This window comes from Salinadaptatus halalkaliphilus, from assembly GCF_006543045.1.
GTDB classification, from domain to species: Archaea; Halobacteriota; Halobacteria; order Halobacteriales; family Natrialbaceae; genus Salinadaptatus; species Salinadaptatus halalkaliphilus.
This window is the reverse complement of the sequence record NZ_RBZW01000032.1, coordinates 14,364-35,477: the sequence shown is the minus strand read 5'-3', so window position 1 is coordinate 35,477 and position 21,114 is coordinate 14,364. Positions and strand designations below refer to the sequence as shown.

General features: G+C 59.2%; 15 protein-coding genes. 9 read left to right on the top strand and 6 right to left on the bottom strand.

The features are described from left to right. Positions 1–6 precede the first annotated feature (6 nt). Both D8Y22_RS12390 and D8Y22_RS12385 read left to right on the top strand, forming a co-directional pair. On the top strand, positions 7–1,176 hold the full coding sequence (locus D8Y22_RS12390; RefSeq protein ID WP_141465020.1) for a PAS domain-containing response regulator: 1,170 nt from the start codon (positions 7–9) through the stop codon (positions 1,174–1,176). A 94-nt stretch (positions 1,177–1,270) separates the two neighbouring features. Then, the gene (locus D8Y22_RS12385; protein WP_141465019.1) at positions 1,271–3,061 is read left to right on the top strand and encodes a sensor histidine kinase; all 1,791 of its coding nucleotides are present in this window, start codon (positions 1,271–1,273) and stop codon (positions 3,059–3,061) included. Here the strand turns inward: D8Y22_RS12385 and D8Y22_RS12380 are convergent. Together D8Y22_RS12380 and D8Y22_RS12375 are read right to left on the bottom strand one after the other, a co-directional pair. Next, positions 3,058–4,167, bottom strand: coding sequence for a PAS domain-containing sensor histidine kinase (locus tag D8Y22_RS12380; protein WP_141465018.1), 1,110 nt, complete (start codon positions 4,165–4,167; stop codon positions 3,058–3,060). The genes D8Y22_RS12385 and D8Y22_RS12380 overlap by 4 nt on opposite strands. A gap of 463 nt (positions 4,168–4,630) precedes the next feature. Beyond that, entirely contained in the window at positions 4,631–6,727 is a 2,097-nt protein-coding gene (locus D8Y22_RS12375; protein WP_141465017.1) for a hypothetical protein, read from the bottom strand. A gap of 537 nt (positions 6,728–7,264) precedes the next feature. Between D8Y22_RS12375 and D8Y22_RS12370 the strand changes: the two genes are divergently transcribed. The 5 genes from D8Y22_RS12370 to D8Y22_RS12350 all read left to right on the top strand — a co-directional run bounded on the left by D8Y22_RS12370 (position 7,265) and on the right by D8Y22_RS12350 (position 12,745). Then, on the top strand, positions 7,265–8,446 hold the full coding sequence (locus D8Y22_RS12370) for a sugar phosphate nucleotidyltransferase (RefSeq protein ID WP_141465016.1): 1,182 nt from the start codon (positions 7,265–7,267) through the stop codon (positions 8,444–8,446). After that, complete coding sequence (gene glmS, locus D8Y22_RS12365) at positions 8,446–10,239, top strand: glutamine--fructose-6-phosphate transaminase (isomerizing) (RefSeq protein WP_141465015.1); 1,794 nt, start codon at positions 8,446–8,448, stop codon at positions 10,237–10,239. The genes D8Y22_RS12370 and glmS overlap by 1 nt, the downstream gene beginning before the upstream one ends. Positions 10,240–10,443: 204 nt before the next feature. After that, positions 10,444–10,731 carry a hypothetical protein gene (locus tag D8Y22_RS12360; RefSeq protein WP_141465014.1) on the top strand — a complete coding sequence of 96 codons (288 nt, stop codon included), beginning with the start codon at positions 10,444–10,446 and terminating at the stop codon, positions 10,729–10,731. Positions 10,732–10,792: 61 nt separating this feature from the next. Next, a complete protein-coding gene (locus D8Y22_RS12355; RefSeq protein WP_141465013.1) occupies positions 10,793–11,731 on the top strand; it encodes a DUF4350 domain-containing protein in 939 nt (312 codons plus the stop codon). A 6-nt stretch (positions 11,732–11,737) separates the two neighbouring features. Beyond that, positions 11,738–12,745: an AAA family ATPase gene (locus tag D8Y22_RS12350; RefSeq protein WP_141465012.1), complete on the top strand. Its 1,008-nt coding sequence runs from the start codon at positions 11,738–11,740 to the stop codon at positions 12,743–12,745. A 31-nt stretch (positions 12,746–12,776) separates the two neighbouring features. Here the strand turns inward: D8Y22_RS12350 and D8Y22_RS12345 are convergent, their stop codons facing one another. From D8Y22_RS12345 to D8Y22_RS12335, 3 genes are read right to left on the bottom strand one after another with little or no spacing between them, the layout of a single operon-like run. Continuing rightward, positions 12,777–13,664, bottom strand: coding sequence for a hypothetical protein (locus tag D8Y22_RS12345; RefSeq protein WP_141465011.1), 888 nt, complete (start codon positions 13,662–13,664; stop codon positions 12,777–12,779). Further along, on the bottom strand, positions 13,661–14,254 hold the full coding sequence (locus tag D8Y22_RS12340; RefSeq protein WP_141465010.1) for a hypothetical protein: 594 nt from the start codon (positions 14,252–14,254) through the stop codon (positions 13,661–13,663). The genes D8Y22_RS12345 and D8Y22_RS12340 overlap by 4 nt, the downstream gene beginning before the upstream one ends. Beyond that, a complete protein-coding gene (locus tag D8Y22_RS12335) occupies positions 14,251–15,714 on the bottom strand; it encodes a DUF58 domain-containing protein (protein ID WP_141465009.1) in 1,464 nt (487 codons plus the stop codon). Before D8Y22_RS12335 ends, D8Y22_RS12340 begins: the two co-directional genes overlap by 4 nt. Positions 15,715–15,943: 229 nt before the next feature. Here D8Y22_RS12335 and D8Y22_RS12330 point away from each other — a divergent pair, with 229 nt between their 5' ends. Further along, positions 15,944–17,956 carry a hypothetical protein gene (locus tag D8Y22_RS12330; protein ID WP_141465008.1) on the top strand — a complete coding sequence of 671 codons (2,013 nt, stop codon included), beginning with the start codon at positions 15,944–15,946 and terminating at the stop codon, positions 17,954–17,956. Between the two features lie 165 nt (positions 17,957–18,121). Continuing rightward, complete coding sequence (locus D8Y22_RS12325) at positions 18,122–19,186, top strand: DUF1616 domain-containing protein (protein ID WP_141465007.1); 1,065 nt, start codon at positions 18,122–18,124, stop codon at positions 19,184–19,186. Positions 19,187–19,344: 158 nt separating this feature from the next. Here the strand turns inward: D8Y22_RS12325 and D8Y22_RS12320 are convergent, their stop codons facing one another. Then, a complete protein-coding gene (locus tag D8Y22_RS12320) occupies positions 19,345–21,063 on the bottom strand; it encodes a glycosyltransferase family 39 protein (protein ID WP_141465006.1) in 1,719 nt (572 codons plus the stop codon). Positions 21,064–21,114 lie beyond the last annotated feature (51 nt).

Below are 21,114 nucleotides of genomic sequence, written 5' to 3'. Positions count from 1 at the left end.
TACCTAATGACTCCAGACCCCCCCTCGATCTCCGTCCTCTGTGTCGACGACGATACAGCGATGGTCGATCTCACCGCTGTGGCTCTCGAGCGAGCGGTCGAGGGGCTGTCGGTGACAACCGCGACGAGTGCGCAAGCGGGGCTACGGCTCATCGAGGAGACGACGTTCGATTGTATCGTCAGCGATTACGATATGCCGCGGATGGACGGTCTCGAGTTCCTTCGGATCATTCGATCGGAGCAACCCCGTTTTCCCTTCATCCTGTTCACCGGGCACGGATCCGAACGGATCGCGAGTGAGGCGATCGGGGCCGGCGTGACGGATTACATGCCAAAGGGAACTGAACCAGACCAGTATCGGGTTCTCGCTCGGCGGATACGGAACGCCGTCGAACAGGACCGAAGTCACCACGAAGCCACGGAGTCGGAGTCGCGTACCGGAACGATCCTCTCGGTGTCTCCCGACGCGATCGTCGGGATCGTTCAGGGGAAGTGTGTCTACGCTAATCCGGCGGCCGTCGAACTGTTCGCACTCGAGGACGAAGCGGCGATTCACGGCCGGGAGATTGCAGAATTTCTCCAGTACAGCGGTGAACTCGCGGAAGGCGGGCGATCGACTCGAGGCACGGGTGCTCCGACCCTCGAACGAGAACGACGAGCCGTGAGGAGCTCCGAGGGGAACTCTGTTTCTGCCGGGATCGCCACCGGCCAGAGTGTCAGTGACGGTGCGGACGGCGTAGTCACAATCGTTCGCGATGTCTCCCGCCACGGGGGGCGCGAACGAGAACTCAACTACCGGGAGTCGCTTATCGAGTCCCTCTTCGAAACCAGCCCCGACGGCATCCTCGTCACCGACGAGAAGAAAGAAATCCTCGTCACTAACGAGACGTTCGCCGACCTGTGGGACGTTCCCGACGGCGTCATACAGGGAACAAGCGACGAAACCCCGCTGGAGTACGCGGTAACTCGCGTCGAAGACCCGGAGAGCTTCGTTCGAAACGTCGAGAAGCAGTACGAACGGCCACACGAGCCCCACCGACACGACGTTCGCCTCTGCGACGGGACGGTCCTCGATCAGTTCTCGAACACCGTTCGTGACGACCATGGTGCTCTCGAATACGTCTGGTTCTACCGAGATGTAACCGAATTGAAAACGCCCGATCGAACGCACCAGTAGTTGCAGCGTGTGATCCAAACGAGTTCGAACGACACGCCGACACTCATGAACGATTGAACGCAACTATTTCTGTGACCAGATCCAATAATCGACAGTGAACGTCTTGCAGAACACGCCCAGTGTTTTATTGTTCGGGAATGTATTTCTCTTCAGCGTCGCTGCAGTCGTGTGTTTTGTCAGTTTACGTCGAGTGGATCGTATCGAGGATCCCGGCTCACAACGCGGCCTCCGTGCACTGTTGGTGTTATCCGGGTTGTGGGCAGTCGCTCACGTTGGCTATATCGCCGCCCCGACATCCCAACTGCAGTACTGGTTTTACGTTGGTGGCCTCGTCGTCGGTCTCGCTACCGTCGGCCCGTGGCTCTACTTCTGTTCTGCGTATACCGGTCGATCGCTTCACCGGAACACACGTATCCGACAGTCGGCAGTCGGGGTCTATCTCCTCATCGTTACGCTCAAAGTTACGAATCCGATCCACGGACAGTATTTTACCGTCAGTCCGTCTGCCATCCCCTTTCCACATCTGATGGTCCAACACGAACCGTTGCACTGGATCATAATGGGGTTGGCGTACGCACTCGCCTTTATCGGATTTTTCATGCTCTACGAACTGTTCGTCGAAGTGAACTACGACACCGTGGCACTTTTCGGTATCGTCTCGCTCTCTGGGTTGCCAGTCCTGTTGGACGTGGGTAGCATGACAACCCATCAACTTGTCGAATTCACGTATCAGCCCCTCGGGGTCGCCGCGTTCGCCATCGGCGTCTTCTACATCTATATCGATCGATTCCAAACGATCAACCTGACCGGAGAAACCAGCAGTCCAATGATCCTTGTCGACGAAGACGATCGCATCAGGGACTACAATCGAGCGGCTCGATCGCTCTTTCCCGCGTTACGCGGGGCCAACGATGTCCCGATCGAATCGGTTCTGCCCTCGATTCTCGAGGCGCTGGAGACACCAGACAGAATACTCGAATCCGAACGAGACGGAAATACGACGTACTACCGTCTCACGACGAACCCCTTCTCGTCCGACCAAAAGCAACTCGGCCGGATGATCACGTTGGCAGATGTCACACGACGCGAGCAGTACAGACGCCGATTAGAGCAGCAAAACGATCGGCTGGAGGAGTTCGCGAGCATTATCTCGCACGATTTGCGAAATCCGATGATGGTGGCGAAAGCGAGAATCGAATTCGCAGTCGAAGAAGGCGACATCTCCCACCTGCAGTCGGCCGACGAAGCACTCGATCGGATGGACGAACTGATCGAGGACATCCTGCAACTCGCTCGAGAGGGCCAGGAAATCGGCGAAACGGTGCCAGTGGACATCGCGTCAGTCGCGGAGAACAGCTGGCAGATGGTTGATACGGCCGACGCATCACTGCGGCTCGAAGAGCCGCTCGATCGAACTGTCGACGCGGACCCGGAGCGTCTACAGCAACTGTTCGAAAATCTGTTTCGGAACGCCCTGGAACATGGTTCCACAAGCCCTCGCTCACACGCTCACGAGGACACTGTGGAACATGGTTCCACAAGCCATGCAGAACCTGACGATTCTGTAGACGCTGTGGAACATGGTTCGGCGAGCCCTGCGTCGTCCACTCGGCGAGACGCTGTCGAACACGGTGGTGACGAGCTGTCGGTTACCGTCGGCACGTTACCGTCGGGAACCGGCTTTTATATCGAGGATACCGGCACGGGAATTCCGGCAGATATTCGAGACGAGATTTTCGAACCCGGATTTACAACCAACGAAGCCGGGACGGGGTTTGGGTTGTCGATCGTGAACGAGGTCGTGGAGGCACACGGGTGGGACATTCGGGCGACCGACGGAACGACTGGTGGGGCACGGTTCGAGATTCAGACTGCAACCAACTAGTGAGCAGGGACCACGTTGACGTTCGAGACCTCGAGACGGACACCGCTGGTTTCTGCATCCGTAATACGGACGTCCCAGCCGTGGACATCAACGATCTCCCGGATGATCAGAAGCCCGTAGCCGCTTCCCGTATCGGACGTGGAGTAGCCCGCCTCGAACACCTCCTCCTGTTCGGCTTCGGGAATGCCCTCCCCGTCGTCGGCGATATAAAAGCCGTTTTGCTCGTCGAGCAACCCGACCTGGACCGTGACATCCTGGGAACCGTGTTCCAGGGCGTCTTCGGACCCGCCAGGGTCCGAATGGCTCGTGGCGCCATGCTCCAGGGCGTTCCGAAACGCGTTCTCGAAGAGCTGACCGAGGAGACTCCGACTGGCCTCGATCGTCCCGAGATCGTCCATCTCCACGAGGTAACCCCGATCCTCGCCCGTTATCTGCCAGGCGCCGCTGGCGGTTTCCGCGAGATCGACGGATTCACTCGTTTCAGCCATTTTTCCGATCCGAGAGAGGGCCAACACGTCCGAGATGATCTCTTCGATTCGAGTGAGCGACTGTCCGACCGCGTCGAGGTACCAGTGACTGAATTCGTCCGTGACGAGCTCGAGGTACCCTCGTGCGGCGGTCAGCGGGCCGCGAAGATCGTGAGAGAGAACGTTGGCGAACCGTTCGAGGCGCTCGTTCTGTCGCTCGAGTTCGAGTTCGGTGCGTTTCCGATCCGTGATGTCGATCGTGACGCCGACCACTTCGGGGGCCTCACCCGGGCCACTCTCGAGTGGGAAAATACGCGTTTCGACCCACCGGACCTCGCCATCGGGCTGGACGATACGATGTTCTTCCCGGACGGACTCCCCGTTCCGGATGCGCTCGTCGGCACCCGCCATCATCTTCGCGACCATCTCACGATCGTCGGGGTGAGTGGACTCGATAACGACGGACATTTCCTCCATAACGGCTTCGACGGGACGGCCATAGATCTCTTCGAACGCGGGACTCATGTAATCGAATCCGGATACGTCTCCCGACCAGACGACGACGCTCTCGAGCCGGTCGACGAACTCGTGGAAATCAGTCCGTTCCGTTAACTGCTGGTGCTGGATGGGGTCTGGCATATGACTACTTATTGTATCTCAGCTGAGGTAACTCTGACGGTAGAAATATGTCGAAATGAGTATCAAGAGCCCAAATGAGGAATTTGCTTAATAATTACATATTCTCTATTACAATAGTCTCGTTTGCGAGAATACCCGTTCGTCGACCTGGACGGTCTCAGGCGGAACAGGTCGAGTGCCCGAGGTCGTTCCGACGCGTCTCTTCTGTGAGAGCGAAGCGGCACGGTGGGAGAGAGGGTCCTACCGAGTCGGCTTGACGGACACCCCGCCAGTCTCTGCGATATCGTCGACGTACGGTCCTTCGAACAGTCACCGGTCGTTCGTGATCTGGCGAACCCTTCGGTTTCGCTGACTCGCGGGATCGAAGATCCCTCGCTGTCCGCGAGAGCGACGGCCCTACTCGATGCCGTGACACAGACGCCGTCTCGTACCACGCGGCCTCAACCACGACCGCTCGAGACGGTCACGCGTACTCCGGGTCGTCCGTCACGTTGCCGAAGGCCGCCTGCATCACGTCGTAGGACTCCTTGAGTCGCTCCTCGTACGCTGGCTCCTCCCACGTCTCCCACTCGAACCTGGCGGACGTGTCGAAGACGAGTTCGTCACCGTCGATGTTCGAGAGCGAGTCGGTGACGTTCGTGGCGGACTCGAGATCGGTTGCCTCCCCGCCGGCGTCCGGAACGAACGTCACTGCAGAGATCGAGATTCCCTCGATGAGCGCTCCCACGAACGAACCCATCTCGAACTCCTCGTCCCAGAGGTCGCCGATGACCTCGCGCTGACTCGGGTCGCCGAAGTTCAGGAGCAGCCACGGGAGGCGGAGCTCGATTACGTTCTGTTCGGGCGTGACACAGACGTCTGCCAAGGAATCGTACCGCTCGTGTTCCGGATCACCGACTCCGAAATTCAGCTTTCCGGTCTCGTAGCTCTCGAACTCGATCGTCTCCTCCAGACTCGGAATGTACAGCGCTCGGCTCAACGCGAGTTCGATCTCGTGGAACTCACCGCTATCGCGTTGCCCCGCATACCCGACTTCGGGGATCATCTCGAGATCCTCCCCGTAGTGGTGGTAGAAGGTATCGTAGTAGCTATCGACGAGCACTCGAGAGTCGTCGGGCCCCGCGAGGTGGACGAGGAAGTCGACGCCGCGGTTCGTCCGTACCTCCGTGTCGTACGGAATCGTAGTGTTTCCCTGGCCGGGTTTCGTATCGAGGGCGATGACCGTGTTGGTTCGCTCCCAGTCGACCGCCGATCCGAGGTCGTCGTACGACAGCTTGAGATGCAGATAGCGGGGGTCGACCGTCGCCTCGAGTCCGGTGAGCGTTCGCGATCCGTCCTGTCCGTCGTCGAGACGCACCAGGGGGTCAGTGCTGGCGTCGGGGTATAACTCGGTTGCACCTTCCCACTCCGAGAGGGTTCCGGAGAGGGTGAGACTGCGCTCTCCCTTCGGATCGAAACTCAGCAGACCGAAAGACTGCTCGCAGGTCTGGGTGTCCGACCAGAACGGCCGGCGATCCGGATTCATGTAGTCCATCGTGTTCCAGACTCGCTTGAACCACTCATCCTGCCAGGCGAACACCGCCCCGCCGAGCGAATCAGCCTCGACGATCTGCTCGTAGAGTGCAGCGTTTATTTCGCCTTGCTCGCGTTCGGTGTGGTGGCCCTGATCGAATCCGTGGACGTGTCTGTGGGTCAAGCCCCGCGAGTCCGGGACGCCGAACTCCCCGATGAAGACCGGATGATCGCTCGCATCGAGGAGATCCTCGAGATAACCACGGTAGCTACTCCGCTCACCGGTCTCGGTTTCGTAGTCGACGTACTCGGGTTCGTGGTTCAGAAAATCGGGATAGTAGGGGTAGACGTGGTACGTCGCGAAGAGTCCTCGCGTGAACTCGTCGGTCGGCAACACGTGGTTGAGTGTGACGCTTGCGAGCTCTTCCGTTGCTATTGGCTCTGCAGGCTGCTCGAGGTGATCCGTCGTCGGCCAGTTAGTTGCACTCAACGGCCGAAGCGTGTCGTACTGTTCGTGTTCGTAGGTTGCCGCGTCATCGAACCGCGCTGCCAGCCAGTGTTCGAACGGCGTCGCGTCTTCAGTCGTAAAATAGGTTCCATCGTATTCGTCGAGGCCGTCGTGTTTCTCGTCGGTCGCGTCGACGACTTCCGGGTCCCACTCGATGCCGAGAACGTATCCGAGGACGTACGGCGAGACGTCCGCTCGAAACGTTCCGCTCGCGTGGCCCGGTTTATCGGGTACTGAGAGGTTTCCATGCACTGCATCGATGACGTTTTCCACCCCTTCTTCGTGGGTTTCCAACACCGCCGAATCGAACACGTCACCCGTTTCAATCATCACTTCCTCGTCGATCCAGTTCCCTTGCAAGAGCAGTAACGGGTCGTCACGGTCGACGTTGTGCTCGGCGAGCGCATCGTAGAACGCTGGCGGATGAAGGGTATACGTTCGGATAACGTTCGCGTTCATCTCCGAGATCTGTCTCAGCCACCGACTGTACTCGGCTTTCGTGATTGCTGCCTCTCCCGGAAAGAAGCCCGGTTTTGCCATTCCGAGATTGACGCCACGGGCCAGCAGATCGGTCCACTCTCCGCCGTCTCGCCTCGTTTGAAACCGGTCGTCGGTGACGTTGCTCTCGAGAGCCTGTGGTTCAGGAGGGTGACGATATTGGGCGCACCCAGCGATCGTAGATCCGGCTGTCGCTGCTCCAATCGCTGCCAATAATTGTCTCCTATCCATCAGTTGTAACTGGTTCTAGGGCCCGAAGGGAGATAGTGTTGCCTAGTCAACAAATGTGATCTACAGGCTGGAGGGGATGTCGATGGTGAACAAAACGGTCGATCGGCGACTGTTCTATCGAATCTACCGACTGCATCGGAATAAGACAGTAGGCTGATTGAATGTGATCGACGAGAAACGTCGTCTCCGAGAGATCGTATGTACTGCCGTATCGTAGACAGTACCTGAAAATTAATCCTGGTATTACTCGTGGTTGATTTCCAGTATAATCAATGGGCGTGGTATTCCCCGACTTTCCGAACCTGTACCGTCGGTGGATAAAAATAGTCTATTCACAAGGCGGCCACTATGAACACCGCGATTGTCTTGGCTGCTGGGGAGGGTACTCGACTGCGTCCACTAACCCGTCATCGACCAAAACCAATGCTCCCAGTCCTCTCGAAAACGATCCTCGAGCACGTCTTCAACGCACTCATCGAATCAGGGGTCACGGAAATCATCGTCGTGGTCGGGTACAAACGAAATCGCATTCAGTCCCACTTCGGATCGTCCCATAGAAACGTTCCGTTGACGTACGTTGTACAGGAACGCCAGCTAGGGACAGGACATGCACTCTTGAAGACCAGGTCTCATATCGACGAGACCTGTGTCGTCATTAATGGCGATCAGATCGTCGGGACGGAACTCATCGATGACGTCGTTGAGACTCATCAGACAACCGACGCCGTCGCGACGCTGGGGCTGCTGAATCGCACTGAAATCGGCGAATATGGCGGCGTGTTGCTCGAAGATAACTCCGTTTCGGAGATCATCGAGGGGCCACAAGATGACCGAAACTATCGGCTCAACACCGGCGTCTACGCTCTCGAGCCGTCGGTCGTCGACACCATCGAGGCCACACCGCCGTCGAACGGTGAACACTTGTTGACCGACGCCTTTCGAAAGCTGGTCGAAGACGGTGAACCGGTGCGTGGAGTCGTCTCTGATGGTCTCTGGGTCGACGTAGCGTATCCATGGGATTTGCTGGACGCGACGGAGCGTCTCATCGACGATATCGACTGGACACACGACGGGAAATCAGCCGTCAACTCGTCGGCGATTCTTCACGAGACAGCGGTAATCTCTCCGTCCGCCATCATCGAAGCGAACTGTGAGATCGAACCTGGTGCCGTCATCGGTCCGAACGTGAGCCTCGGGCAGAACGTTACGGTCGGCACCAACGCGGTCGTCGAGCGAAGTGTCGTCGATACGGATGCCCGAATCGGCCAGAACGCAACGCTCGTCGACTGCATCGTGGGACAGGGCGCCAGGATCGGCGCCGGAACAGTGGCTCCCGGCGGTCCAAGTTCGGTTCAAATTCGTAATAGAGTGTACGAAGACGTCCAACTCGGGGCGCTACTCGCCGACCGTGTCTACGACGGTGGGGGATCAACGTACGTTCCGGGAACTGTAGTCGGGGCAGACGCGACGATTCACTCGGGTGCAACCATCAGTGGAACCATCGGAGCAGAAGCGGAGGTCTATCCGTAATGTGTGGCATTATCGGGTACGTCGGCTCGGGTGATGAAACGGCCGACATTCTGATGAGCGGTCTCTTCAACCTCGAATACCGCGGGTATGATTCGGCCGGAATCGCGCTCATCGAGCCCTCGCTCACGATGTACAAGAAAGCAGGTGAAGTGACCGAACTCGAACGCTCACTTCCGAGCGATACTGTTCGCGGAGCAGTCGGTATCGGTCACACGCGCTGGAGCACGCATGGTGCGCCGTCAGACGCAAACGCGCATCCACACACCGACTGTAACGGCGACGTCGCGGTAGTGCACAATGGAATCATCGAGAACTATCAGGAGCTTCGAGCGGAGTTGGCTGACTCTGGACACGAATTTGAGAGCGAGACGGACACCGAGGTTGTTCCGCACCTGATCGAATCGTTCCTCGAGACCGGTGCGAATCCAGAACACGCGTTTCGGTTAGCGATCGACCGGATCGACGGGAGTTATGCAATCGCGGCCGTCTTCGAGGACACAGAGGCAGTATACGCCGTCCGAAAACACTCGCCGCTCGTGCTCGGTCTCGGTGAGGACGGCAACTATCTCGCGAGCGACGTTCCTGCGTTCATCGCCCACACTGATCGGGTTATCTACCTCGAGGACGGGGAATTCGTTCGACTCACGGAAGATGAGGTCGTCGTGACAAATACAACGGGGGACGTACTGGAGAAGACCGTCGACACGATCGACTGGGACCCACAAGACGCTGGCAAGAGTGGATACGGCCACTACATGCTCAAGGAAATTAACGAGCAGCCACAGGCGATCCGACAGTGCTTGCAGGGACGCACGAGCGAACACCAGCAGTCCGTCCTCCTCGAAGAATTGGCCGACCTCGATCACGATGGTCTCGTCCAGCTCGTTGCATGCGGCACGTCCTATCACGCAGCGATGTACGGTGAACAGCTCCTGCAGGAACGCGGAATGCAAGCGCAGTCATTCTTCGCGAGCGAATACGATGCCGATCGGATCGCCGTCGACAACGAGACGCTCGTTATCGGAGTCACGCAGAGCGGTGAGACGGCCGACACTCTCAGCGCGCTTCGAGAGGCAAACCGAGCCGGTGCGGCAACGCTCGCGGTGACGAACGTCGTGGGAAGTTCGGCCGCCCGTGAGTGCGAGTACGTCGTCTACATCCGTGCGGGTCCCGAGATCAGCGTCGCGGCGACGAAGAGCTTCGTCAGCCAGCAGATCACGCTCGCGTTGATCGCGAGTACGCTCGCCGACGTCTCGCTCCCTCGCTTTCTCAGAGCACTGCAGCGCCTTCCAGATCACATTCAACGGGTACTCGACCGGACGACCACGCCGGCGGTCGCTTCGGAGATCGCCGACAGCGAGGCATACTTCTTTATCGGACGGGGAACCCACGTCCCGGTCGCACTCGAGGGAGCGCTCAAGATGAAAGAGATCACGTACAAGCACGCGGAGGGGTTTCCTTCCGGTGAGCTGAAACACGGCCCGCTCGCGCTTCTGACGCCGAATACCCCCGTTATTGCGCTCGTGACAAACGGCGGCGAAACCGCGACGAAAACGATCGGAAACGTCAACGAGGTAGCCGCCCGCGACGCGCCGGTAATCGCAGTAACAGATGCGAGAGAGTCGGTCGAAGGAGTGTCCGACACCGTCCTCGAGGTTCCTCGAACGCATCCGTGGCTCGCACCGGTGCTGGCGAACGTCCAGTTGCAGTTACTTTCCTACTGGGTCGCAACCCGACTCGGACGACCGATCGACAAACCGAGACATCTGGCCAAGACCGTGACGGTCGAATGAATCCGACCCGCGTTCGTTTCTTCGGAGCGCTCGCCGCCGGATGTGGTGCGTTATCAGGCCGGGCGATGTTGGACTATCCCTCGAGGGGAGGGGGGTTGGCCACACGTGAACGTAAGTGCTGGTACGTATTGCGTACGGACACACCTGATCGCCGTTTCAGGATCAGGCCAGATCTTTATCCTCAGTGCTTGCGGACTAGTCACAATGGGAACGCAACGGCAGATTCAATTCGTCCACTTACAGGTCACGTGGATGCTCGGAGCGATTCTATTGCTCGCGTTACTCGACACCGCCTCACTGGAGGTGTTCGTCTTTCTCTCGATGATCGGGCTCCTCGTCGTCTTCGAATACACGGCACCGGTCAACGTGGTTCCCAGTTGGCGGCGTCGGGTCCGATGGCTGATCCTGTTGGTGGCATCCGTGTTCGCGTACTTTGTCCTTCGAATCGTTTTCGAGGTCGACGGAGTGTTGCCCGTGGGGGTATCCACGTGAAACACGCTATCGTCCGACCGGACGAGATGGGTCTGGCTTCGAAAGACGACCGGAGAGAGCAATGATACTGTTCGAGTGGGTCTCCGATGGCCGAAACAGGTGGCCACAGCTACTCGTCGTCGGGTACGGAATCGTCGTCAGTATCGCGATCCTGATCGCGCTCGTGACCTCGACCGCGACGTTCGGACCGTACAACTACGGCTGGGACGGGACGTCGGAGTTTCGAGGGCAGGTGGAAGCATCTCCTGATACCGAACTCGAATTTGTCCACGAGACCGACCGGTACGGTGATGTCCCAGAAACCGAGACCGTTGCGTTCGTTATCGCCCCGGAAACGTCCTATGCCGAGGACGACGCCGAACGGATCGGTCGGTTTGTCGAGGCGGGTGGGACACTCGTCGTGCTCGAGAACTTCGGCCCACACTCGGACGAATTACTGGGCGAAATCGGCGCTGATTCGCGAATCGATGGGCAGCTCCTCAGGGACGACATCAGTTACGACGGTGGACCGACCATGCCAATCGCGACGGACATCGAGGACGGGACGCACACGTCGAGCGTCGACCAGTTGACACTCAATCACGCGACGGCGATCGAACCGGGAGACGCGACAGTACTCGTCAGGACCAGCGAGTTCGCATACCTCGTCGAGGACGGAGGCGAAGAACTGAGCGAGAACGTCCAGTTCGAAACGTCGCCGGTGGTAACGAGCGAAGCAATCGGTGACGGGACCGTGGTCGTCGTCGGCGATCCGAGTCTTCTGATCAACACGATGCTCGAGCGGCCGGACAACGCCAGGTTCGTCGAAAATCTTCACGCCGACAAATCAGTGGTGATTCTCGATGTCACCCACACGGAAGAGATTCCACCGCTCATCGAACTGCTCTTTACTATCCGCGAGCACGTCCCGCTACAGATTGCCGCCGGACTCGTCGGTATCGGTCTCATCGGCGTCCTCTCGAGGCGAGCGGGCGACTCGAGTAGCGGGTTCACACGGTGAGAAGAAATGACAAATCAAACGACAGACAACAGTCCGAATCCGCTGGCGCCACGCGAACTGTACAACCGTTTGTCCGCCGAAATCGGTCGCGGGCTGGTCGGCAACGAGACGGTGCTCGAACGGCTCACTATCGCAGTTCTTACCGGTGGTAACGTCCTGATCGAAGGGAAACCGGGTGTCGCAAAAACGACGATGGCGAAACTCTTCGGGGGAGCGATCGGGTTCAGTTACAGCCGGATACAGATGACACCCGACATGCTTCCGGCGGATATCACTGGCACGCACGTGTATCGGGAGGACACTGGCGAGTTCGAACTCCACCGAGGACCGATCTTTGCCAATCTCGTTCTCGCCGACGAAATCAATCGGACGACCCCCAAAACCCAGAGTGCGCTGCTCGAGGCGATGCAAGAACGGCAGGTGACGATCGAGGGAGAGACGCTCCCCTTACCGGATCCGTTCGTACTCGTCGCAACGCAGAATCCGATCGAGGTCGAGGGAATATTCGAGCTTCCGATCGCCCAGCGGGATCGGCTTCAGCTGAAGTTGACGATCGATGCACCCAGTCGGACGGCAGAACGCGAACTCCTCGAGCGAATCAACGAGAACCCGGACCTCGCCGACCCCAGCGTGAGCCAGGTTGCGTCCACCGAAGACGTCCTCGAGGCCCGCAAGGCCGTCTGGGATGTCTATCTGGCGGACGAAATAATCGAATACGTCCTCGATATCGTCGAAGCGACCGAGACGCATCCGGACGTTCGATACGGCGCATCCCCTCGAGCCAGCATCGCGTTTCTCAACGCATCGAAGGCAGCTGCGGCGCTTGCAGGCCGCGATTATGTCGTTCCCGACGATGTCAAAGCACTCGCAAAGTCGGTACTCACCCACAGGCTCGTGTTGAGCCCCGGTGCAGATCTGGGTGGGGTTACTCCCGAAGACGTCGTCGACGAGATCGTGAACGCGACCGATCCGGTGGGTGTGAACACGGATCAGCTAATGGGCGACGGTGAGTAACCGAGTTCGGCGAAACGGCTATCTGAGATGGTCACTCTTCGCGGTCCCACCGACAGGTTACCAGCCAGTCGAATCGCGATCCGCCATCGGTTACCTCGAGTGATACCGGTTCGTCGAGACCGACTGCAAGACCACAGGCGAGAAAGGACGCGATCGGATGCTCGAGTCGATCGACGTCACCGAAGACGTTGCCGACGACTCCGACTGTCACCTGCCCCTCGTCGGGAGTGACGTTCGGTTCGGCAGCTCTAGCCAGTTCGAACTGCTCGACGATCCCATCCGAGAGCTGCACAGCGAGCGGCTCCGGGGCCGTTTCGAGATCGTCAGCGAGGACCTGAGTGAACTCTTCGAAGAGTCTGCCACCGGTCGGCTGCAAAACCAGCCCACGACTGTCCTGGTCGACGACGATCGGACCACTCCGAGGTGGTGGGAGTTCGTGATCCGTTTCGCCAGGAATGTACAGCCGAACGGGAACGATCGAATCGCGGACCGGAACGTACAACCGATCCTCTCGAAGCCCCAGCTCGGTCGCAATCGCGCCCAGATTGTCTGCGAGCGGCGTATAGATGTGTTCGCCCGTCTCCGCGGTGACGACCTGGTCCACCAAGAGATAGTGGATGAGGACGCCAGCGAACAGCCCCGTCCCAGCGAGTGCAAAGAGGACGCCTCGAGCGTCTTCGAAGAGGACTCCAGCGAGGCCGGAGAGCACTCCGAGTACCGCGAGCGCGACCGCCGCGCGGCGGAAGGACGTTCGCTTGGCACGGGCGTGTTCGTCTCTGAGTCGCCGGTTTTCGTCGCTCAGACGATCCACCCGGTCTTCGGCCTCGAGGAGTTTCGCCCGGATATCGCTCTCGTCGTCCGTTCCCCTGTCGGTAGCGGTCCCCTCGTCGTGGTTCGTCTTCGATTCGTCGAGGCTCATCGACGATCACCGACGTCGGGACGTCCGCTCGAACGGCTGGCGCTGGTGTCGCCAGTGACACCAGCGGTGGATGATGGAGACGCCGAACGCTCGTCCGAAACGAGCCCCAGACGAACCAGTTCGTAGCGGTGCAGTCCGTACGCCAAGAGTCCGAGCACTGCGAGCCCACCGCCCGCGGCGATCCAGAGTGTCCACACGGTGAGTAACCACCACGCAAGTCCGCCGAGAACCGCAATCATCGTGAGCGCGAAGCCGAGTATTCGAAGCCACGATCGAGATCCGGTTGCGGCGGAACAGACGAAGACAACCATAACGCCCCCCGTGATTCCGAACGAAACGGGATCTATCCCATCGGGAAAGAGTCCGAGAAGGAGGACGTATCCGACGGCGATTGCGTAGGGGATCCCGAACCCGTACCAGATTGCGGCGATCGCGACGCCAGCGAGTCCACCGGACAGTCCGGCGACCCCGGCGAACGCGACGACGAGGAGACCGACCGCAAAGTAACCCGCCAACGGGCGCTTCGGACTGATTTCCCGCCCTCGGAGAATCCCGTTTCTTCGCTGGGTTGTTGATCGATCCCCAGTCATTGTACGACCCCATCACGACGCCGCTGGCCCCGGATGGAAGCGAGGAGGATGTTGAACCGGTCCGTTGGACCTACTTCGATCGCATCGACCCGGTCGAGTTCTGCGAGCGAACGACGATACTCTTCGAACGCCGTGTAGCGATCGTACACCGTTCTGGCGTCCGGATCGGTCCAGGTTTCGAAGAGTACGGTCGGCGTGAGAACCACCAGCACGTGAGTCGACCCTCGACGAGCGATTTTGACGGCCTGATAGAGTTCGACTGGATAGCTGTCGTCCGTAAAGAACACCGTCCAGTTCGGGGTCACCCCCTGGATCAGCATCGACTTCACGGCTGCAACGATCGGATCGTCACTGAATCGTTCCTCGTAGGTCAGTTGTCGTTCGTAGTACGGAACGAGCGTGCTGGCGAACGCATCGCCAGCCTCGTTTCGTTCGAGTTCCTCGATCCGCCGTCGAAGATCCGTATCCGTCCGTTCCGGGCCCGTCCAGGTGCCGATCGAAAGGTGTGGAACGTGGTCGGTCGCCGTCGTCGGCTCAATCGAAAGTAACTGCTTCCGGATCGTTTCGTACTGCTCCTGGGAAGACCGAGTCGAAAGTTGTGTCGTCAGACCGCCGTCCCCGACCGTCAGTAACCCGATCGCATCGCCGGCGTTTTGCAGGTCGTCGTTCGTTGCCAACGCGACTTCGCAGAGGTAGTCCAGTTTCGTGTTCGTCGGCCCTCCGTCGGAGAGCGTGGCCCGATGATCGACGACGAGCGTCGTTCGTCGCGTCGTCCCGGACTCGTAATCGCGGATGTGCAGGTTTCCGAGCCGAGCCGTGACGTTCCAGTCGATCCGACTCGGCGTATCACCCCAGGTGTACTGACGGAGTTCGTTCGGTTCGAAACCGGACTCGCGTCGGTACGCATCGCTTGTCTCCATCGTGACCGCCACTCGATCGACGGCCGCGGTTATTTCTGATATTCGTGACATGTACCCGCTGACGGTCATCGTCGGCGTTGAACCCGTCGTGATCGTTTCGCTGAACAGTTCGTCGGCCGCGACGACCGACGCCCCAGTGAACCGGTGTGTCCCGGATACCGGCCACTGGACGGACATTTCCGCTGTACCCGTGCGCTCCCGTCGATCGATCGAAACCGTGAGCGGGCGTTCCACGTTCGCTGCTACCGGTAGTCCTGCAACCGCCTCGAGGGCGAGTGCTGGCGACTGATCGACCGTGACCTCGAGTGTGACCGGAACGGATCCGTTCGGAGCCACGGTCTCGGTCTCGAGCGTCTGGTCGACCGCGATCGAGTCGTCGATCGTCGACACTGCCGAAACGAAACGATACTGGCGGAGCAACAGCCAGGTTCCGATAAGCAACGCACCCGCCAGTAACAGTGGCCGCGCAAGAACGACCGCAAGCGACGCGAGGAAAACGACGAGAACACCGGTCGTGATCGCTCGTCGTCGTGGGCGCATAGGTCGCTTACAGTAAGGACGCTGTTGAACCTAGCCATCGTTTCACAGTGTGGAACGTCACGGGACGGAGAACGAGCCCGGTTTCGGTAGTGATCGAAGCGAACGTCACAACTGGAGAGAAAACAAATCTTCAGGTTCTACGGCGCTCGGAATTGAAGAGCCTTCGGACACTGGTTGTGAATCCGAACAGTGAGCAGGTTTTTCCGCCATCGGCGGCTCTAGAACAGCAGTGGTATCCCCCCGTGTAGCCGCACTTGTCATCGTTCTGGCCCTCGTCCCAGTAGCGATGACGGTCGGCGCGGGGACCAACACTCCAAACGGGGATTTCCAGACGGCGATCGACGACTCGAGCGGCGAAAACGAGACGATACTCCATCAGGATCCCGAAACTATCGCCGAGGACGGCGATCTAGCGGCCGTCGACGCCTGGCTCCTCGACAGATTGAACGAGCTACTGGCGGACCGTTCGAACGCGCTTGCCGACGGCGAGTACGATCGTGCGACTGAATACGGCGAGGAGTATCAGCTTCGACTCGAGCAACTCGACGACGTTTCGGCCTACGCTGACACCGACGAACGAGTGGCGCTGTACGAGCAACTCGGTCTCGAGCAGACGGAGTTGCACGAACGACTCGAGACCTACGACGACCTCGAAGCCGAATACGAGGCGGCACGTGACGCAGGTGACGACGAGCGCGCACGCGAACTCGCACGCGACCTCTCAGATCTGTCGGAAACGATCTCAGAAACGACGACCTCGCTAGAGGAGACGTACGAAATAGCGTCGGACGCTCCTGGCGTGAATATGCGCGATGAGCGTCGGACAGCGAGAGCGATCGACGAAGCGATCGTCGACGCCGACGAAACGCGCACCCAAGAGTTCGACGCGACCGAACTAACGGTCGAGGCGAACGAAGAGATTTCGTTTCTGGAGCCACTCGAAGGTGAAGGGAATCTGACGACGGCCGACGGCGATCCGATCGGTAACGGCTCCCTCGAGCTCATCGTGGCGAACGAACGCATCGAGGCCGAACTCGAGAATGGAACCGTCGAGTTCGAGTATCGGCCGACCGACCTCCCGCTTCGAACGGACTCGGTACCGATCGAGTACGCTCCATCACCGAGTTCGACCTACGCCGGGAGCGAAACGTCGGTTCCGGTTTCGATTCAGCAAGTCGAGCCGACGCTATCGATAACGGAGTCTCCGACGGCGCTCGCCTACAACGACACTGTTGCGATCGAGGCCGAACTCGAGGCCGACGGTGAATCGATAGACGATGTTCCGATCGATGCGGCGGTGGACGAAACCGAGATAGGGACGGAGCAAACGTCGAACGGATCAGTCACGATCGAGTACACCGTTCCATCGGATATTCCGGACGGCGAGGGCGACCTCGTCGTCGATGTTCCCTACGAAGACCAGGCGATCGCCGGCGTCGAATCCCAGGTGGTCATCGACGTGCTCGAGACGGAGACCGACCTCGAACTGGAACTCGAGCACGAAACGGGCCGCGAACTGGCCGTCAACGGGACGCTCTCGTCGGATGACGGCGACGGCGTCGGCGGCCAGACCGTCGAGTTGTTCGTCGATGGTGATTCGGTGGGGGCGGCGACGACCCAGTCGACCGGTGATTTTAGCGAACCCGTCGTGGTCCCGGACGACGCCGGGTCTGGGATGGTGGAGGTGACGGCACTGTACGACGGAGCCGAGACGAATCTAGCCGACGAGACGACGACATCGTCGGTTCGGCTTCCATCTGAGCCGGTCATCGATACGACCGCGCTCGCCGACCGCTGGCTCGAGATTGCGGTCCTTTCGCTCGTCGTACTCCTCGCCGTACTGTACCGATGGCGGCATCGTCGACGAGAACCGACGGCGGAGTATCCAGGCGAACAGTCGCCTGCGACCGACGACGATACAGTGTCGATCGCAGTCGAACCGATGGTGGTACACGCAGCCACGCAACTGTCGAACGGGCGCGCTAACGCCGCCGTCCAGACGTGTTACGGGGCCGTCTCTGACGTTCTCGGGGACCAAATATCAGCCTCACAATCACCAACTCCCCGAGAACTTCTCCACGCGGGTACTACCGACGATTCGTTCACTCGATCGGACCAACTACGGTCGGTCGTCGACGGCTACGAGCGAGCGACGTACCGTCAGACCGATGTTTCACTCGAAGAAGCTGAACGGATACTCGAGCAAACCATGGATCTGTGTGGAATCGACGATTCGGCGTAGATGATGATCGCAGTCATCGGACCGGTCAGTGCAAGGGGGTTCGATCCGAACGGGTCACGTTGACATCCTCTCCGCCCTGAAGGGACGAGGCTTTCTCCTTGATTCCCCGTAAGGGCCGCTCGAGACGCATGTCATTTATACCGATCCCCGGTGTAACACTCTCGAATGGTCGACGCCAGATCCCTCTGGCTCGCTCTGCCCCGGCAAATTCGAGCGTTGCCGATAGATCTGGCTACGCTCCTCCTGCTCGTCGTTGCAGTTAACGCAGCGATGTTCGCCCCCGTTTTTCGGGAGACACAACTCCGAATTCCGCTCGGTCTCGTGTTCGTCCTCTTTCTTCCCGGGTACGCGTTCGTCGCCGCTCTCTTTCCGGAATCGAGCGGCGAAACCGCCGCTGAGGAGGTGCCGAACCGATCGTCGGGTCTCGAAGTCGATTCGGACGACACCGACGCCGGTTCGTTCGTCCTCGCACGATCTGGAATCGACGGCGTCGAACGAATCGCGCTCTCGTTCGGTCTGAGCGTCGTTATCGTTCCGCTGATTGCTCTGGCGCTCAACTACACACCGTGGGGGATCGGACTGTTACCAATCGTGATCGTGACCAGTACGTTCGTCGTCCTCTGGACGATCGTTGGGGTGATTCGACGGTGGACCGTTCCACCGGAGGACCGTTTTTCGGTGCCGTACCGCGCCTGGATCGAATCCGGGCGGACGACGCTCCTCGAGCCCGATACGCGCACTGATGCGGTGTTGAACGTCATACTGGTCGCTTCAGTTCTCCTTGCCCTTGGGGCGGTCAGCTTTGCCGTTGCCGTTCCACCAGCGGGCGAGCAGTTCTCATCAGTCTACATCGTGACCGAAGATGACGACAGTGAACTCGTCGCCGATGCGTATCCAACCGAGTTTGAAGAAGGGGATAGCCGAGAGATCGTCTTCGGCATCGACAATCACGAACACCGGGTCGTCCACTATACGACGATCCTCGCGGTACAAGACGTCGAAAGCGAGGGCGACGAACTCGTCGTTCTCGAACAAGACCAACTCGATCGCTTCGATACCACACTCGAGCACGATGAGACGTGGCATCACGACCACGAGATCGAACCGACGATGACTGGCGAGGAGCTCCGGGTGGTGTGGCTCGTGTACCTCGACGGGGACGTGCCGGACGAACCGACGCTCGAGAACGCAGCGTACGCCGTCGATCTCGAGATCGAAGTCGACGGCTGATACGGACGAGTGGTGGGGGATCGCCGAGACAATCGTGACCTGTCCTGCGGTTGCGGAACATCGCTACAGCAACCTATCAAAAATATGGGAAAGGCATCGACCGACACCCACCGATTCCACGGCGTACCGACGGTTCCTCGAGCGGACTCCGGAACACATCATCGTTCTTGAAATTCACGCTGCTCGGTCGTCGTGAGGTACACCCGATACTGTCCGTTCGAATAGATCCGGTCGGTTTCCTGTGCGAGCTGAGCCTCGTCTTCTGCCGTTAGCCGCGTTTGAATCCCCTGGATGTAATCGGCTCGAGAGATCTGGACGTACCTGTCCTCCCCTAACTCCTCGGTTATAAACACGTCTTCGTCGGTAGTGAGGCCTCCCGGAAGCGTCCCGTGTCGTTCGAAATCGCGCGGAAATTCCGATCGGCGATCCTCTCGTACCGTCTCGGGACCCAGAATGCTCTGTTCGTACCGATACGGCTCGAACCCGAGCATCGCGATATCCTCGTCTTTGTACTCGAGTGCCCATTCGACCCCTTCGAGTTCGTGGTCGGTCTGTTGTCCGCTGGCCCCCGTGGTGTGTGATCCGTCGTAGAACGAGGCCGCCTGCAGGGTGAACAGAAACACGATCAGGAGGACTAAAAGCGTGAGTATCACCCGTTTGTCGTGCTTTCGATATCTATCGTAGAGGAAGTATCCCGCGAACAGGGGTGCTGGTGCGAACACCATCGCGACGAATCGCAACGGCGGGAAGGTCGCCTCGGGGGCGACGATTCCGATGAAGAGATAGACGGCACTGAACACGAGCCACAGGAGTGCGGGAGCGAGGTACACGGCCCGTTTCGCGATCCTGTCGGATGTGAACGCTCGAAACACGAACAGGGCAACTCCGAACGCCGTGAGAATCGCGACGAACAGTTGCCCACCGAACTTGAGCAGGAGGAGCTCGAGCAGTTCCAGCGGAGTCAATACTTCGGTTCGAGTCCCCAGTTCCGCGGTCCTCGTTACGGGCTGGTCGATTCCGCGGACGAATTGGACGATGCTCTCGAAGAAATCCTGCCAGATGATCGTCACCGAGAGATACCACTCGACATAGATGAACGCGAAAAAGAGGGTAATAAAAACGTATTTTTCGACGAGATATTGACGGCTAAAAAGCGGCACGAACGCTGCCGATCGGAGACCAGCGAGATACAGCAGGACTGTCGTCGCCAGCAGAACGTGGATGAGCAGAAAACCGACGAGGGGATGGGCGATAACCATCGCAACCGTGATCGTTACGACTGCGATTCCCCACCGGGCGTCGGTAGTTGCCACCCAGCGAGCGAGAACGTACACGAGCGGAATGAACAGATACATCGCGATCCCGTTTGGCATCAGTTGGCTGCTGTACTCGTTGAACATCGGCAACAGTGCGAGAAAGACGGCGATGGAACCGTACGCGGCGTGGTCGGACAGTAATCGGGAGGTGAGATAGATGAACGCGACGTAAATCGAAACGATCGCCGGAAGATAGAGCGTGACGACGAGCGAATTCGGAAGCTCAGTGACGGCGGCGATACTCACCACGCCGAGATGTGTAAACGGATACGTGAGCATCCCTGGATCGAGCGACCCGGTCGCTTCGAGCACTCGTATCGTCCCGAGCTGTGCGAGGACGTCGCCTCGTCCATAGGGAAGCCCCGTTCGGATGTAGGGCAGGACAAACAGGACGAAAACGGCCATGAATCCGCCGCCAAAGGCGAGATACCTGAATGGTGTCGGATAGATCGAACAGACGAACAGACCCCCGAACGCGACGGCGAGACAGCCCCAGACGAGAACTGGGACGCCGTGGTAGATCGACGGAAGGAACCCCGGTGCAGGGGATCGATATAGCACGATCACTGCAGCAGAAATGAGGAAAAAACACACTGAAAGGAGAATTTTCAA